This is a genomic window from Streptomyces sp. NBC_00582, from assembly GCF_036345155.1.
Classification (GTDB): Bacteria; Actinomycetota; Actinomycetes; order Streptomycetales; family Streptomycetaceae; genus Streptomyces.
In genome coordinates, this window is the sequence record NZ_CP107772.1 from 7,918,271 (window position 1) to 7,935,596 (window position 17,326).

8 protein-coding genes are annotated in these 17,326 nt (G+C 74.4%); 3 read left to right on the forward strand and 5 right to left on the reverse strand.

Going from position 1 to position 17,326, the window contains the following annotated elements; translation table 11 throughout:
- Positions 1-6: 6 nt before the first annotated feature.
- Positions 7-1,260: an ADP-ribosylglycohydrolase family protein gene (locus OG852_RS35820; protein ID WP_330351554.1), complete on the reverse strand. Its 1,254-nt coding sequence runs from the start codon at positions 1,258-1,260 to the stop codon at positions 7-9.
- A gap of 401 nt (positions 1,261-1,661) precedes the next feature.
- The gene (locus OG852_RS35825) at positions 1,662-2,708 is read right to left on the reverse strand and encodes an ADP-ribosylglycohydrolase family protein (RefSeq protein ID WP_133910131.1); all 1,047 of its coding nucleotides are present in this window, start codon (positions 2,706-2,708) and stop codon (positions 1,662-1,664) included.
- A gap of 284 nt (positions 2,709-2,992) precedes the next feature.
- Between OG852_RS35825 and OG852_RS35830 the strand changes: the two genes are divergently transcribed.
- From OG852_RS35830 to OG852_RS35840, 3 genes are all read left to right on the forward strand, one after another.
- A complete protein-coding gene (locus OG852_RS35830) occupies positions 2,993-3,724 on the forward strand; it encodes a VIT1/CCC1 transporter family protein (RefSeq protein ID WP_133910132.1) in 732 nt (243 codons plus the stop codon).
- Positions 3,725-4,094: 370 nt separating this feature from the next.
- Positions 4,095-8,687, forward strand: a complete 4,593-nt coding sequence (gene gltB / locus OG852_RS35835) for a glutamate synthase large subunit (protein ID WP_330350096.1) — start codon at positions 4,095-4,097, stop codon at positions 8,685-8,687.
- On the forward strand, positions 8,680-10,140 hold the full coding sequence (locus OG852_RS35840) for a glutamate synthase subunit beta (protein ID WP_133910134.1): 1,461 nt from the start codon (positions 8,680-8,682) through the stop codon (positions 10,138-10,140). Before gltB ends, OG852_RS35840 begins: the two co-directional genes overlap by 8 nt.
- 128 nt (positions 10,141-10,268) lie before the next feature.
- Here the strand turns inward: OG852_RS35840 and OG852_RS35845 are convergent, their stop codons facing one another.
- From OG852_RS35845 to OG852_RS35855, 3 genes are read right to left on the reverse strand one after another with little or no spacing between them, the layout of a single operon-like run.
- Positions 10,269-11,237 carry an ABC transporter ATP-binding protein gene (locus OG852_RS35845; protein WP_330350097.1) on the reverse strand — a complete coding sequence of 323 codons (969 nt, stop codon included), beginning with the start codon at positions 11,235-11,237 and terminating at the stop codon, positions 10,269-10,271.
- Positions 11,234-13,954: an ABC transporter permease gene (locus tag OG852_RS35850; RefSeq protein ID WP_330350098.1), complete on the reverse strand. Its 2,721-nt coding sequence runs from the start codon at positions 13,952-13,954 to the stop codon at positions 11,234-11,236. The genes OG852_RS35845 and OG852_RS35850 overlap by 4 nt, the downstream gene beginning before the upstream one ends.
- Positions 13,955-17,245: an FtsX-like permease family protein gene (locus tag OG852_RS35855; protein ID WP_330350099.1), complete on the reverse strand. Its 3,291-nt coding sequence runs from the start codon at positions 17,243-17,245 to the stop codon at positions 13,955-13,957. It abuts the gene before it with no gap.
- Between the last annotated feature and the right edge of the window lie 81 nt (positions 17,246-17,326).

Genomic DNA, 17,326 nt, shown 5'->3' on the forward strand with positions numbered 1-17,326 from the left:
CCCGAATCATCCTCCTGGTGGCGCCGGTTGCGTGGCTTCCAGGAGTTCGGCGAGTTCCACCAGGTCGGTGCCGGTGAGGCGGGGGAGTGCGCAGCCGGAGAGGACACGGCAGGCGTCGCGCCAGGAGGCGGGGATCGCGTCCTTGCCGCCGAGCGCGCCCGCCAGCGCGCCCGCGAGCGCCGGGGCCGAGTCGGCGACCCGGGACAGGCAGGCCGCCGCCGGTACGGCTTCCTGGAGACGGCCCTCGGCTGCGCTGACCAGGGCCAGGGCAACCGGGACCGTCTCGGCGGCCGCGATGCCGTAGCTGTAGACGTGGTCGACGATCTGGTGTTCCAGGAGGGGGATCAGGGTGAAGGCGCTGCCCGCGTCGTGGGCGAGTCGCAGCGCGTGGCGGGCGTTGCGGCCGATCTCGGTGTGTTCCGGGAGTTCGGCGAGGGCCGCGGTGGTGCAGGCCTCGGGGGGTGCGCCGGTCAGGGCGAGGGAGACGGCCGCCGCCATCGCACGGGCGCCGTGCACGCCGTCGCCGTCCTGGGTGTAGCGGGCGTCGAACTCGGCCAGTTCGGCGGCGAGTCGGGGGTCGCCGGGGTGGGCGACCGCGAGGACGCATGCGCGGACGCACGCGGCGTCGTCGAAGTAGTGCGGGTTGTCGTGGCCGGTGGCGGGGGGTCGTAGGCCGGTCGCGAGGTTGCCGAGGCCGGCGCGGACGGAGATGCGGGCGCGCAGGGGGAGGACGGCGGACTCGATCTCGGGGGCGCGGTCGGCCGCCGCCGCGATCTCGCAGGCGAGGGCGTTCCAGGTGAGGTCGATGGCGGCGCGCATACGGCGTTCTCGGCTGAGGTCGCCGAGGGCGGTGTCGTCTCCGGCCCTGAGGACCGCTTCCGCCGCGAAGGCCGCCCATTCGGCGTCGTCGGAGGGGCCGAGGCGGAGCGGTTCGGGGGGCTGGTTCAGGGCGATGGGGACGGGGAGGGTGGTCGTGGCGTTGTGTTCGGCGAAGGTGTCCAGTTCGCGGGTGAGACGGCGGGTCCAGTCGGGCATGCGGGAGGCGCGGTGGCGGGCGGCGGGCCAGCCGGCGGCGTCGCCTGCGGCGAGGCCGAGGAGGAGGCCGTGGACGCGGGCCTCGGCTTCGCCCTCGGCCCGCGGTTTCCCACCCGCACCACCCGTGCGGGTCTCGTCGTCGGGTGCGGGTGGCCCCAGGGGGGCGCCCCCACCGTCGGCGACCGCGAGTCCGCCCGGCTCCGCCGCTCCCCCTTCGTCCGCCATAGCCGTCCCGGCAGACGCCCCCTCGTCCCGCGTGCCCGTGCCGGCAGGCACCCCCTCGTCCCGCGTGCCCGTCCCCGACGGCATTTCCTTGTCCGCTGTCCCGGCGTCCGGCGGCATTTCCTCGTCCGCCGTCGTCGTCCCCGGCGGCACCCCCCCGTCCCCCGTCCCCGCCTCCGATGGCGCTTCCTCGTCCCGCGTCCCCGCCCCCGGCGGCATTTCCTTGTCCGCTGTCCCGGCCTGCGACGGCGCTTCCTCGTCCGGCGTGCCCGGCGGCACCCCCTCGTCCCCCGTCCCCGCCTCCGACGGCACTCCCCCGTCCCGCGTCGCCGCCCCCGGCGGCACCCCCTCGTCCACCGCTGCCGTCCCCGACGGCTCCCCCTCGTCCCATGGGCCTGGTGGTTTCATGCCGGTACCTCCGGGTGGGTGGTGCGGTGGACGTGGTGGAGGAGGTCCGTGAGGGATTCCGGGGGGACCAGGCCCTCGCCCCATTTGCCGCCGTCGTCCGGGACCAGGAGTTCCGCCACGTCGAGGATGTGGTGGCCGGCCATGGAGGGCAGGCAGGTGCCGCGGGCGGGGCCGATCGCCGCCGCCCAGGTGGTCGGGACGGCCGCGACGCCCTGGGTGGCGCCGGCGAGGGCGCCCGCCACCGCCGCCGTGGTGTCGGCGTCGCGCCCCATGTTGACGGCCGTGAGGACCGCCTCCGGGAAGTCGCCGTCCGCCGCCGCGTACGCGCCGAAGGCGAGGGCGACGGCCTCGGGGGCGAGGTCGGTCCAGGGGTAGCCGCCGATCACGACGGCGGAGCGGACCGCGCGTTCTCCCCGGTGCGCGACGGCCACCGCGCGGCGCAGGGAGCGGGCCGTCCAGGAGTCCTCGGGGACGACCGCGAGGGCGGCGGCGACCACCGCGGTCGTCGGCGCGCCCGCCATCGCCGCCGCCACGCCGGCCGCGACCGCCTGACCGCCGTAGATGCCCTCGCCGTCGTGGCTCACCGCGCCGTCGATGGCGACCAGCCGGGCCGCCTCCGCCGGGCGGCCCGCCGCGAAGACACCGAACGGCGCCGCGCGCATGGCCAGTCCGTCGCTCCAGGCGTGGCGGTGCTGGGCGGAGATCGGGGCCGCCAGACCCCGGCGGAGGTTCTCCAGCGTGCCGCGCTCGCTGAAGCCGGCGCCCCGGAAGGGGCCCTCGTCGCGGTCGGCGATCCACTCGTGCCAGGCGGCCTCGACATGCGCCTGGGTGAGGGCCGAGCCGTGCCGGGCGAGGAGCAGGCCGGAGAAGATCGTGTACTCCGTGTCGTCCGTCCCGGCCGGCCGGTCGGTGACGTACCCGGTGATGCGGCCCCACCGCGCGCGGATCTCCGACGGTTTCATGTTCTCGGCCGGTGCCCCGAGGGCGTCTCCGACGGCGAGGCCGAGCAGGGCGCCGCGGGCTCGTTCACGGATGGTTGGCATACGGGGCCTCTCCTCCGCAGGCTCCGCACGGACGCGGAACCGTTTGCGGATGTGTCCCACCATCGGCGGTTGACCCGAGCCTGGAATCCCCTCATATCACCCGGTCGACATTTGTGCGCACTCCCGATCGAATGAGCGCTCGGATGTGAAAGCGCAGGTTAGCCGAGCCTTTCCTTGCTGGCGAGAGGGAAGAATGAGACGTACTTTGGCGTTGTCGGAAATTAGAATCAATCCAAAGTTAGCTTTGGCTCACCTATCCTGGCTCATCTTCCCGGGGGACTTCCATGGCCATCATCGACATCGAGGCGCCGCTCCACGAGGCGCACCGCGACAACCACACGCACCGCGATGTGAACGGCGGCTGGCTGCGCCCCGCCGTCTTCGGCGCCATGGACGGCCTGGTCTCCAACCTCGCCCTGATGACCGGTGTCGCCGGCGGCGCCGTGGGTCAGCAGGCCATCGTACTGACCGGGCTGGCCGGGCTCGCCGCCGGCGCCTTCTCCATGGCCGCCGGTGAGTACACCTCCGTCGCCTCCCAGCGTGAGCTGGTCGAGGCCGAGCTGGACGTCGAGCGCGTCCAGCTGAGGAAGCACCCGAAGGACGAGGAGGCCGAGCTCGCCGCCCTGTACGCGGCGCGGGGCGTCGACGCCGACCTCGCCCGGCAGGTCGCGGCGCAGCTCTCCCGTGATCCCGAGCAGGCGCTGGAGATCCACGCCCGGGAGGAACTGGGCATCGACCCCTCCGACCTGCCCTCGCCGCTGGTCGCCGCCGTGTCCAGCTTCGGCTCCTTCGCGCTGGGCGCGCTGCTGCCCGTACTGCCGTATCTGCTCGGCGCGAGCGCGCTGTGGCCGGCCGTGCTGCTGGCCCTGTTCGGGCTCTTCGCGTGCGGGGCGGTCGTGGCCCGGGTGACCGCGCGGACCTGGTGGTACAGCGGACTGCGACAGCTCGCCCTCGGTGGTGCCGCGGCCGGTGTGACGTACGCCCTGGGCAGTTTGTTCGGAACGGCCGTAGGATAGTGCGACTGCTACTTATGCGATGGGCCGCATAAGTAGCCGTTACTGAATGGTTTCGAGTGCTTAACCAGCGGGCATGAGCCGTAAGCGCTGTGGGCAATGACGCCTGCGGCGCACTCGCGGGGCGAACGACGACGCTCTTCCCGCCCCGGATCGACGGACACCGATCTGTCCCGTTCGGTCCCACACACTTCCAGCCACGCGCACGGTACCCCCGCCGTACGCCTGTGGCGTCCGCATGTTGGAACGGAGTATCCGGTTCCCGAGAACCGCTCCATCATGTAACCTGCACGAAATTTTGCGCACACGCAGAGGGCCAACGTCGTCCCTCGGCACGCCACACATGCCACTTGAGACGACGACGGGAGAGCCGATGCGTACGCCGCGCCAGCCGTCCCAGCATTCCGCGAATGGCCAGAACTGGTCCTTCATGGATGCTCGCCCTGCTGCGCAGGGTATGTACGACCCCCGCAACGAGCACGACGCCTGTGGCGTCGGCTTCGTGGCCACCCTCACCGGTGAGGCGAGCCACACGCTGGTCGAGCAGGCGCTGACCGTTCTGCGCAACCTCGAGCACCGCGGCGCCACCGGCTCCGAGCCGGACTCCGGCGACGGTGCGGGCATCCTCACCCAGGTCCCCGACGCGTTCTTCCGCGAGGTGGCCGGATTCGAGCTGCCCGAGGCCGGCTCCTACGCCGTGGGCATCGCCTTCCTGCCCGAGGAGGGCACCCAGGAGATCGTCTCGCAGATCGAGACGATCGCCGGCGAAGAGGACCTGACCGTCCTCGGCTGGCGCGAGGTGCCGGTCGCCCCCGAGCTGCTCGGCGCCACCGCCCGCTCCACCATGCCGGTCTTCCGGCAGATCTTCGTGACCGACGGCGCCAGCCGGGGCATCGCCCTCGACCGCAAGGCGTTCGTGCTGCGCAAGCGCGCCGAGCGCGAGGCCGGCGTGTACTTCCCGTCGCTCTCCGCCCGCACGATCGTCTACAAGGGCATGCTGACCACCGGCCAGCTCGAGCCCTTCTTCCCGGACCTGTCCGACCGCCGCTTCGCCTCGGCCGTGTCGCTCGTCCACTCGCGCTTCTCCACGAACACCTTCCCCTCGTGGCCGCTCGCGCACCCGTACCGCTTCGTCGCGCACAACGGTGAGATCAACACCGTCAAGGGCAACCGCAACTGGATGCGCGCCCGTGAGTCCCAGCTGGTCAGCGACCTGTTCGGGGACCAGGGCCTGGAGCGGATCTTCCCCGTCTGTACGCCGGACGCCTCCGACTCGGCGTCCTTCGACGAGGTGCTCGAGCTGCTCCACCTCGGTGGCCGCTCCCTGCCGCACTCCGTGCTGATGATGATCCCGGAGGCGTGGGAGAACCACGACTCCATGGACCCGGCCCGGCGCGCCTTCTACCAGTTCCACTCCACGATGATGGAGCCCTGGGACGGCCCGGCCTGCGTCACCTTCACCGACGGCAGCCAGGTCGGCGCGGTCCTCGACCGCAACGGTCTGCGCCCCGGCCGCTACTGGGTCACCGACGACGGCCTCGTCGTCCTCGGCTCCGAGGTCGGCGTCCTCGACATCGACCCCGCCAAGGTCGTCCGCAAGGGCCGCCTGCAGCCCGGCAAGATGTTCCTCGTCGACACCGCCGAGCACCGCATCATCGAGGACGACGAGATCAAGGCGCAGCTCGCCGCCGAGGCCCCGTACGCCGAGTGGCTCGAGGCCGGCGAGATCGAGCTGGGCGACCTGCCCGAGCGGGAGCACATCGTGCACACCCACGCCTCGGTCACCCGCCGCCAGCAGACCTTCGGCTACACCGAGGAGGAGCTGCGCGTCATCCTCGCGCCGATGGCCAAGGCCGGCGCCGAGCCGATCGGCTCCATGGGCACCGACTCGCCGATCGCCGCGCTGTCCTCGCGTCCGCGGCTGCTCTTCGACTACTTCACCCAGCTGTTCGCGCAGGTCACCAACCCGCCGCTGGACGCGATCCGCGAGGAGCTCGTCACCTCCCTGCGCTCGTCGCTGGGCCCCGAGGGCAACCTGCTCGAGCCGACGGCCGCCTCCTGCCGTTCGGTCACCCTGCCCTTCCCGGTGATCGACAACGACGAGCTGGCCAAGCTCATCCACATCAACGCCGACGGCGACATGCCCGGCTTCAAGGCCGCGACGCTCTCCGGCCTGTACCGGGTGCACGGCGGCGGTGACGCCCTCGCCGCGCGCATCGACGAGATCTGCGCCGAGGCCGACGCCGCCATCGACAACGGCGCCCGGCTGATCGTCCTGTCGGACCGCCACTCGGACGCCGAGCACGCGCCGATCCCGTCGCTGCTGCTCACCGCGGCCGTCCACCACCACCTCATCCGCACCAAGCAGCGCACCGAGGTGGGCCTGCTGGTCGAGGCCGGTGACGTCCGCGAGGTCCACCACGTCGCCCTGCTGATCGGTTTCGGCGCCGCCGCCGTCAACCCGTACCTGGCGATGGAGTCCGTCGAGGACCTGGTCCGCGCCGGCACCTTCCTGTCGGACATCGAGCCCGAGAAGGCCATCCGCAACCTGATCTACGCCCTCGGCAAGGGTGTCCTGAAGGTCATGTCCAAGATGGGCATCTCCACGGTCGCCTCGTACCGCGGCGCCCAGGTCTTCGAGGCCGTCGGTCTCGACGACGCCTTCGTGGAGAAGTACTTCAACGGCACCGCCACCAAGATCGGCGGCGTCGGCATCGACGTCGTCGCCCAGGAGGTCGCCGCCCGCCACGCCAAGGCCTACCCGGCCTCCGGCATCGCGCCCGCCCACCGCGCGCTGGAGATCGGCGGCGAGTACCAGTGGCGCCGCGAGGGTGAGCCGCACCTGTTCGACCCGGAGACGGTCTTCCGCCTCCAGCACTCGACGCGCGCGGGCCGCTACGACATCTTCAAGAAGTACACGGACCGGGTGAACGAGCAGTCCGAGCGCCTGATGACGCTCCGCGGCCTGTTCGGCTTCAGCAGCGGCCGGGAAGCGATCCCGATCGACGAGGTCGAGCCGGTCTCCGAGATCGTCAAGCGCTTCTCCACCGGCGCCATGTCGTACGGCTCCATCTCCAAGGAGGCGCACGAGACCCTCGCCATCGCCATGAACCAGCTGGGCGGCAAGTCCAACACCGGTGAGGGCGGCGAGGACCCGGACCGCCTGTACGACCCGGCGCGCCGCTCCGCGATCAAGCAGGTCGCCTCCGGCCGCTTCGGCGTGACGAGCGAGTACCTGGTCAACGCGGACGACATCCAGATCAAGATGGCCCAGGGCGCCAAGCCCGGCGAGGGCGGTCAGCTGCCCGGCCACAAGGTCTACCCGTGGGTCGCCAAGACCCGGCACTCCACCCCGGGTGTCGGTCTGATCTCCCCGCCGCCGCACCACGACATCTACTCCATCGAGGACCTGGCCCAGCTGATCCACGACCTGAAGAACGCGAACCCGCAGGCGCGGATTCACGTGAAGCTGGTCTCCGAGGTCGGCGTCGGCACGGTCGCGGCGGGTGTGTCGAAGGCGCACGCGGACGTCGTGCTGATCTCCGGCCACGACGGCGGCACCGGTGCCTCGCCGCTGACCTCGCTCAAGCACGCGGGCGGCCCCTGGGAGCTCGGTCTCGCCGAGACCCAGCAGACCCTGCTGCTCAACGGCCTGCGCGACCGGATCGTCGTCCAGACCGACGGCCAGCTCAAGACCGGCCGTGACGTCGTCATCGCCGCGCTGCTCGGCGCCGAGGAGTTCGGTTTCGCGACCGCGCCGCTCGTCGTCTCCGGCTGCGTCATGATGCGCGTCTGCCACCTGGACACCTGCCCGGTCGGCATCGCCACCCAGAACCCGGTCCTGCGCGACCGCTTCTCCGGCAAGGCCGAGTACGTGGTGAACTTCTTCACGTTCATCGCCGAGGAGGTCCGCGAGATCCTCGCCGAGCTGGGCTTCCGCTCCATCGAGGAGGCCGTCGGCCACGCCGAGGTCCTCGACGTGCGGCGCGCCGTCGACCACTGGAAGGCGCAGGGCCTCGACCTCGCCCCGCTGTTCCACGTGCCCGAGCTGCCCGAGGGCGCGGTGCTCCACCACGCCGTCGCCCAGGACCACGGTCTGGAGAAGGCCCTCGACAACGAGCTCATCAAGCTCGCCGCCGACGCGCTCGCCGCCTCCGACGCCACCGAGGCCCAGCCGGTGCGCGCCCAGGTCAAGGTCCGTAACATCAACCGCACGGTCGGCACCATGCTCGGCCACGAGGTGACGAAGAAGTTCGGCGGCGCGGGCCTGCCCGACGACACCATCGACATCACCTTCACCGGCAGCGCGGGTCAGTCCTTCGGCGCCTTCCTGCCGCGCGGTGTCACGCTGCGCCTGGAGGGCGACGCCAACGACTACGTCGGCAAGGGCCTCTCCGGCGGCCGTGTCGTCGTCCGCCCGGACCGGGGCGCCGACCACCTCGCCGAGTACTCCACCATCGCGGGCAACACCATCGCCTACGGCGCCACCGGCGGCGAGCTGTTCCTGCGCGGCCGTACCGGTGAGCGGTTCTGCGTCCGCAACTCCGGCGCGCTGGTCGTCTCCGAGGGCGTGGGCGACCACGGCTGCGAGTACATGACCGGCGGTCGCGCGGTGGTCCTCGGCGAGACGGGCCGCAACTTCGCGGCCGGCATGTCCGGCGGCATCGCCTACGTGATCGACCTCGACCGCGACAACGTCAACGTCGGCAACCTGGACGCCGTGGAGGCGCCGGACGACGCGGACAAGCAGTGGCTGCACGACGTGGTGCGCCGCCACGCCGAGGAGACCGGTTCCACGGTCGCCGAGAAGCTCCTCGTGGACTGGGACGCGTCCGCGGCGCGCTTCAGCAAGATCATCCCCAGCACGTACAAGGCAGTGCTCGCCGCCAAGGACGCCGCCGAGCAGGCGGGACTCTCCGAGTCCGAGATCACCGAGAAGATGATGGAGGCGGCGACCAATGGCTGACCCGAAGGGCTTCCTCAACCACGGCCGTGAGGTCGCCAAGTCCCGTCCGGTCGACGTGCGCCTCAAGGACTGGAACGAGGTCTACGTCCCCGGCTCGCTGCTGCCGATCATCAGCAAGCAGGCCAGCCGGTGCATGGACTGCGGCATCCCGTTCTGTCACAACGGCTGTCCGCTCGGGAACCTCATCCCCGAGTGGAACGACTACGCCTACCGCGAGGACTGGTCGGCGGCGTCGGAGCGCCTGCACGCCACGAACAACTTCCCCGAGTTCACCGGCCGCCTCTGCCCGGCGCCCTGTGAGTCGGCGTGCGTGCTCGGCATCAACCAGCCGGCCGTCACCATCAAGAACGTCGAGGTCTCGATCATCGACAAGGCGTGGGACGCGGGCACCGTCGCCCCGCAGGCCCCGGAGCGCCTGTCGGGCAAGACCGTCGCCGTCATCGGCTCGGGCCCGGCGGGTCTGGCCGCCGCCCAGCAGCTCACGCGGGCGGGCCACACCGTCGCCGTCTACGAGCGCGCGGACCGCATCGGAGGCCTCCTGCGGTACGGCATCCCCGAGTTCAAGATGGAGAAGCGGCACATCAACCGCCGTATCGAGCAGATGCGCGCGGAGGGCACCCGCTTCCGCACCGGCATCGAGATCGGCCGCGACCTCAAGGCGACCGACCTCAAGAAGCGGTACGACGCGGTCGTCATCGCCGCCGGTGCCACGACCGCCCGTGACCTCCCGGTCCCCGGCCGTGAGCTCAAGGGCGTGTACCAGGCGATGGAGTACCTGCCGCTGGCCAACAAGGTCCAGGAGGGCGACTACGTCACCTCCCCGATCTCGGCCGAGGGCAAGCACGTCGTGGTCATCGGCGGCGGCGACACCGGCGCCGACTGCGTGGGCACCGCACACCGCCAGGGCGCGGCCTCCGTCACCCAGCTGGAGATCATGCCCCGCCCGGGCGAGGAGCGGAACGCGAACCAGCCCTGGCCGACGTTCCCGATGCTCTACAAGGTGACGTCCGCGCACGAGGAGGGCGGTGAGCGGGTCTACTCCGTCTCCACCACCCACTTCGAGGGCGACGAGGACGGCAACGTCCAGTGGCTGCACCTGGCCGAGGTCGAGTTCGTCGAGGGGAAGCTGACCCAGAAGCCGGGCACCGAGCGCAAGATCCCCGCCCAGCTCGTCACCCTCGCCATGGGCTTCACCGGCACCGACCGCGAGAACGGCCTGGTCGAGCAGTTCGGCCTGGACCTCGACGAGCGCGGCAACATCGCCCGCGACGCCGACTTCCAGACCAACGTGCCGGGCGTCTTCGTCGCCGGTGACGCGGGCCGCGGCCAGTCGCTCATCGTGTGGGCGATCGCCGAGGGCCGCTCCGCCGCCCGCGGCTGCGACCGCTTCCTGACCGGCGCCAGCGACCTGCCGGCCCCGATCCGCCCGACGGACCGCGCGCTGATGGTCTGAAGCACCGCACAGGCAGCACCGCACAGGAGCACCCCAGAGAACGTCCCGTACAACGGCGTACGGAACACAGGCCGGCGCCTGCCTCACTGTCCCCGACCGGACGACCTGGCAGGCGCCGCCGCACGTCCTCAGCCGGAACGGTCCGCGTCGCCGTCCGGCCACACCTGGATGTGGTCCTCCTCCAGCTCCAGCAGCACCCGGTCCGCCATCCCCAGCGCGGCCGTGTACTCGGCGGGCAACTGCAGCCGGCCCGCGCGGTCGAGCATCGCGTACTCCCGCGCCACCAGCGACTCCCGGCCCTCCTCGTCGACCTCGGTGCGGCGCAGCACCTCCGTCGAGGTGCGGCCGTCGCGGATCGCGACCGTGCGCCGGACCTCGCCGGCCACCGCCTGGTCGTGGGTGACGACGACGACCGTCGTGCCCAGCTCCTCGTTGGCCCGGCGGAACGCCGCGAACACCTGCTGCCCGGTCGCCGAGTCCAGCTCACCGGTGGGCTCGTCGGCGAGCAGCACCGAGGGCGCGTTGGCCAGGGAAACGGCGATCGCGACCCGCTGCTGCTGGCCCCCGGACATCTGCCGCGGATACCGCTCACCGCAGTCGGCGACCCCGAGCAGGGACAGCAGCTCCGCCGCCCGCCCGGCCCGCTTCCCGCGCCGCACCCCCGCCAGCTGCAGCGGCAGCGCCACGTTCTGCGCGGCCGTCAGATACGGGAGCAGGTTGCGGGCCGTCTGCTGCCAGACGAACCCCACCACCTCACGCCGGTACCGCAGCCGCGCCTTCGCGTCCATTGTCAGCAGATCGCGGCCCGCGACCCGCGCGGAGCCCGCGGTGGGGACGTCCAGGCCCGCGAGGATGTTCATCAACGTCGACTTGCCGCTGCCGGACGCCCCGACCAGCGCCATCAGCTCGCCCTCGCGCACCAGCAGATCGAGCCCCTGGAGCGCCTGCACCTCCACGGCGTCCCCGCCCCCGCGCCCCGCGAAGATCCGCACCAGCCGGTCGCAGGCGATCAGCGCGTCGTGCCCGTAGACGGGCCGGTCGCGCCGGTCGGCCGCCCGCCGTTCCAGCTCCGCCAGCGACTCGGTGCTCCCGCTCATCGCATGTCTCCCGCCCTGAGATGGGTGATCGGTGTCCGGCGCCCCGCCCACCAGGCCTGCGCGAGCGCCACCGCGCCCGACAGCAGCACCGCGCCCGCAGCCGGCAGGACCAGCGACCACGGGTCGGTCCGCAGGGTCGCGCCCGCCACGCCGGCACCGGCCGGCAGGGCCAGCCGGTCCAGATCGATGCCGGGGGCGAGCAGCACGACGGTGGCCCAGCCGACGGCGACAGCCCCGCCGGCCGCGACGAGCGCCTGGGGCAGCACCTCCAGACCCAGCAGCCGCCGGCCCTGGCGGGTCGTCAGCCCCAGGGTGCGCAGCCGGGCCAGCAGCGCCGCCCGCTCCGGCGCGGACCGCAGCAGTGAGAGCAGCAGGGCGAGCACGGCGTACCCGGCGCCCGCGACGACGGCCCAGCCGTAGATCCGCCCGGCGCCCTCCTGGAGCGGCGTGTCGGACAGCGCCGCGCGTTCCAGGGAGCGCAGGGTCACCGTGAGGTCCGCCCCGCGCACGGCAGCCCGCAGCGCGTCCGCGTCCAGTCCGGCACCGGCCGCCAGCAGGGTCGTGGGACCGCCGGAACCCGGCAGACCCGCCATGTCGACCAGCAGGAACTCACCGTCGGGGACGGCGGGGGTGCGGGAGCGCACGGCCGTGATCCGCACCGTGACCGTCCCGTCCGGCGTCACGATCCGGCGCGGCGCCCGCCCCAGCCGCCCGGCGACCCCGGGCGAGGCGACGGCGTCCAGCACCCCGCCCGACGACGAGAGCCGCCCGGCCGGGAAACCGCCGAGCCCGACCCGCCGCGCCAGCCCGGCGTACGCGTCCGGCTCGACCCCGACGACGGCCAGCGGGTGCGTCTCGTCGGACGCGCTCGTCGCGGCACGCTCGAACCGTACGTCCGCCACCTCCCGTACCCCCGCCACACCCCGCACCGCTCGCGCCAGGCCCGCAGGGAGCCGCGTGCCGTCTGTCGTGGCGATCCGCGCGTCCGCGCCCGTGGTCAGCAGCGCGGCCCGGTCCCGGGCGTCCGCGACCCCGCTCAGCACGGACCCCCCGAACGCGGCCGTCGTCAGGGCCGTCAGCAGCGCGAGCAGCGGCAGCGCCGCGACCGCCGCCGGAGACCGGCCCGCGCGGGCCAGCGCCAGGAACCCCACCGCGCCCCGCAGCCGCGCGGCCGGCCGCGCGGCCCACCGCAGGGGCAGCGGATACAGCCGTACGAGGATCAGCGCCGCGACCAGCCCGACCAGCACCGGCGCGGCACTCACCAGCAGGTCGCCCGTCGTGCCCGTGCCCCGCCGGCGCAACGCCGCCACCGAGCCGACGGCCAGCACCAGCACGGTCAGTTCGGCGACCGTGCGGCGCGCCCCGGGACGGGCGTGGGCGAGGTCGTCGCGCTCCTGGTGCGCCCGCGGGCTGCGGTGGGCGACGAGCGCGCGCACCGGGAGCGCGGCGCAGGCGAGGACCGCCACGGCACCCGCGCCGAGCACGGCGGGCAGGAGCCGGGCCCCGTCCACGGCGAGCACGGCCAGGAGCAGTCCGCCGGCCGCCGAGGGCACCGCCACCACGGCCGTCTCCCCGAGCAGCCGTCCCGCGATGCCGGTCAGCGAACCGCCCCGGGCCCGCAGCAGGGCGAGTTCCCGTTCGCGGCGGGCGGCGGCGAGAGCCGCGCTCATGAGCAGGACGACGACGGCGACGGCGGCGATCCCGAAGGCAGCGACGGCGACCACCGGCGTGATCGCCTCGCGCACTGCCGTGGAGGAGCCGACCACCTGCTCCAGACCGGTGGAGAGGCGGGCCGTCGGACCGGCCGCCCCCCGCAGCCGCAGCAGCGCAGGGCCGCCTTCGAGGGAGGCGACCGCCTCGACGAGCGCCGGGGCGTCCCGTGCGGTGAGCCGCCCGGTGGCGGGGGCGATCCGCCAGTACTTCTCCGGCTGGCCCCCGCCGCCGAGCAGCGCCGGCGCCGCCCCGGGCGCCAGCAGCAGGCCCGCCTCCCAGTAGAAGCGGGGCGGGCTGCCCTTGACGTAGGCCAGGGCGGGGGCGCGCAGGGTCGGCTCCACGGACCAGTAGCCCCGCCCGGGATGCCGGGGCGCGAGGATCCCGGTGATCCGGACGGTCAGCGGTGCGTCCGTGAACCCGGCCAGCGTGACGGTGGAGCCGATCCGCAGCCTCAGGGTCCGGGCGGTCTCGACGGTCACGGCGCCTTCCAGCGCCCGGGTGCCCGTCGTCACCGCCCCGTGGGCGGCGGGCAGCCGGCCCTCCCGTACGGCGGCGTGCCCGGCGAGCCCCGACTGCGTGAGCAGGGTGAACCGGGGCGGCAACCCGTCGGGGCGGGGGAGCGCGGCCTCCTGTGCCTCCAGGCTCTTCGCGGTCCGCACCCCGTACGCGGACTCGGCGGGGTCCGCCCGCAGCGGCTCCGGCAGCGACGCGGACGCCCGGGCGGCGACCGCCGCGAGCACCCCGGGCCGTACGGCGTCCTCGCGGGCCTCGCGCGGCAGTTCGAGCCCCGGCTGCGGGGCCGTCAGCTCCAGCACGGTGGACTGCGCGGGAGCGGCGGCGACGGCCGCGCGCAGCCCCTGGGTGCCGTACGCCTCGACGGCCCGGGGCAGCAGGGCCGCGAGGAACGCCGTCACCAGCACCAGCGCCCCGAACGCGACGGCGGCCAGGGGCGCGGTGCGCAGCCGGGTCCGCACCCAGGGCGCGCCCTGTGTGTCCGGGGACATCTAGTCCTCCCCTTGGTGGCGCAGCGCGACGGCCGGTTCGGCCCGGCGCAGCGCGGAGACGGCGGTGATCAGCAGGAGCGGGGCGGCCACCCCCGCGAGCAGCAACGCCACCCGCGCCACCGGGAGTTCGACGAGGACGGGCGGGACGGGCCGCGCGGCCTCGGAGGTCAGCACGATCAGCGGGACGACGGCCCGGGTCAGCACGGTCCCCAGCCCCAGACCGGCGAGCAGCCCGGCCCCGACGAGCAGGCTCTGCTCGGTCGCCACCAGCCGGGCGAGGTCCCGGCGCGGCGCGCCCAGCGCCCGCAGCACCGCGAACTCCGCCGAGCGCTCCCGTCGCGCCCCGGCGGCGCTCACCGCGAAACCCCCGGCGGCCAGGGCGGCGGCGGCCACCGCGACGGCCGTCAGGGCCGAGCGCGGCCCGGCGCCGAGCGGATCCCGCAGCAGCGCGGCCGCGGTCTCGTCCCGCACGAGCACCTGCTCCGGCGTGAGATCGGGGCGCGCCCGCAGCGCGGCGGCGACGCGCGCGGCCCCGCCCGGGGCGGGGTCCACCCACCACTCGTTCGGGGTGAGCGGCACACTCGCCCGCGCGGCCAGCGCCGCGTCGACGGCCCGCAGATCGAGCAGCAGCGCACCCCCGTCCACCGCCCCGCCGTCCGGGCCGGCGGCGGTCGTCGGCAGGGCCTCCACGGACCGTACGATCCGCACCCGCAGCCGTTCCCCGGCCAGGGGCACGTCGATGCCGTCACCGACGCCCGCACCCGCCGCGCGCAGGAAGTCCCGGGTGGCCACCCCGGGGATGCTCGTCGCGGCCGGGGCACCGGCGGTGTCGACGCGGACGGTGAACATCGGCGCGGCGAGGACGCGGCCGTCGCCGACGCCGGTGCCGTACTCGACGGTCAGCGGGGCGTCCTTCCGTACGAGGGGGGTGAGTTTCGTCCTGGCCACGGTCGTGCCGTTCTCCGACACGGTGCCGCTGCCCAGCCAGCGCGGTCCCCCGGGCACCGGGACCGTCCGCGCGGAGCCGTCGGACCCGGTGGAGAGCAGCCGTTCGACGGTGAGCCGGTGCCCCTGCGGGCGGCCGTCGGGGGAGGCGCCGTCGAGCTGAAGCCCGGTCAGCCGCAGCGGGCCGGCCGGTGCGGCGCGCCCGCCGGTCGCCGTCACGTCCAGGTCCACGACGGCCCGGTGCACCCGTCCGTCCACGGGGACCTTCCCGGCGCTCAGCCGGTAGGCGATGCCGTAGCCGTCCTCGACGACCAGGGTCAGCTGCGGCGCGAGGCCGGAGGGGCGCGACCCCGCCCCCGTGACGTCGGTGAGCCGTACGTCGAGTGAGACCCGCCGGGTGCCGTCCGGCAGCCGTATCGCGCGGTCGGTGTCCTTCGCGGGGGCGAGCGACCGCAGCAGCCGCGCCGGGGTCTCGTCGGCGAGGTCGCCGCGCAGCAGCATCCCGTCGCGGGCGTGGGCCGTGTCCAGGGCGAGGACCGTGGCCGTACGGCCGCCGGAGAGGTCCAGGGTGGTGCGATGGGCGGGGGCGGCGTCCCGGGCCCCGGGCAGCGCGGTGTAGAGACCCGTCTGGCCGGGGCTGCCCGGCCTGGTGTCGAGGACCCGCACGGCGGCGCCGGTGCGGAAGTCGGCCTGGTCGTCCTGCGACCGGTCCCAGGACGCGCCGTGTCCGATCGCCAGCATCCCGGTCGTCACGGCCACCACCAGCAGCAGCACCGGGCCCGCCCCGCGCAGCGGGCGCCGGCTGAACTGCCAGCCCGCGAGCGCCGCCGGCAGGCCCCGCCCGCTCGAGGACCGCCGCTCCGCGAGCCGGGCCACCAGCGGCAGCAGCCGCAGCGTCAGCACCGTGCCCGCCAGCAGCGCCAGCGCGGGCGCGGCGACCAGCAGCGGATCGACGCCCAGCTCCCCGGCCCGGTCCCGGCTGAGCGCGCCGCCGCCGGCGTCGGTCCGCCGGCCGAGCCGCCAGTAGGCGATCCCCGCGATCAGCAGCAGCGCGACATCGGCTCCGGCGCGCACCGGCGCGGCCGAGGCCGCGGCCCGGACCCGGCGCAGCCGTACGGGCGCGCCCGCCGTCGCCGCCAGCGCGGGCGCCACGACCGCCGCCGCGCAGGCCGCGGCGACCCCGCACGCGACCAGCCACACGCGGCCCGCCGGGGCGGTGTCCAGGCGCAGTCCCAGCCGGTCGAGGGAGGACCAGCGGGCGAGCAGCCCGGCCAGCGGACCGGACAGCAGCGCGGCACCGACCGCCGCCGGCACCGCGAGCAGCAGCGCCTCCAGCGCCGCCAGCCCCGCGATACGGCCGCGCGATCCGCCCCTGGCCCGCAGCAGTTCGGTCTCGCCCGCCCGCTCGCCGTCCAGCAGCCGGGCCACGAGCAGCAGCGCGTACCCGGCGAGCAGCATCAGCTGCACCGAGACGATCGCCAGGGTGGAGCGGGAGACGAGCAGGGCCCGCGCGGTCCGGTCGAGCAGGCCGGGCAGGTCGGTGCGCACGGACGCGCTCTCCCCGAGCGCCTCGCGCAGCTCCCCTGCCGCCCGTGCGTTCGCCGTGCGCAGCCGGTCGATGCCGTCGGTGGTGAGCGTGCGGTAGTCGGCCGTCGCCACCCAGGTGGTGCCGTCGGTGGTTGCGCGGCCCGAGGCGAGCACGGAGGCGTCGGCCAGCAGCGGGCCGTAGGTGGTGAAGACGACCGTGCGCACGCCCTGCCCGCCCAGGGAGTCCGCCTGCCAGTACGGGTCGGCGGTGTCGGCCGCCCGGTAGACACCGGTCACCCGGACCGTCAGGGGCTTCCCGGTCAGCCGGTCGCCGAGCTCGACGCGCGCCCCGGGCCCGAGCCGCAGCCGGTCGGCGGCCGCCTCGGGCAGCGCGACGGGCACCGGCGCGGTCCGGGCCGGTGCCGGGCCGGGCAGGGTGCCCGCGACCAGCCGGATCCGGGACGGGTCCAGGGAGGCGAGGAAGGTGAGGTCGGGCTGTCCCGCCCGCTGGGTTCCGGGCAGCGCGTACGCCGTCGAACGCTCCAGCGCCCGCACGGTCACCGGCAGCCCGTCGAACGCCTCCCGCGCCCGCCGGGTCACGGTCCGCGCCGCCTCGTCGCGGGGTACGTCCGTCTCGACCACCAGCGCCGCCGAGGCCGCCGCCCGGCCGCTCAGCGTGGTGCGCAGGGCCGCGTCGCCGACGGAACCGGAGAACGCGGCGAGCGCGGCGAGCACCGAGGAGGTCAGGAGCACCGCCAGCAGGGCGGCCGTGAGCAGCAGCCGGTGCGCGCGCACGCGCAGCACCAAGAAGCCCGTCACGCTTCCCCCGCCCCCCGAAGTCCCCCTACGCGGCATGCATATCACGGAGTTACCGGGCGGGTACATGTGTTCGGGGCGCGA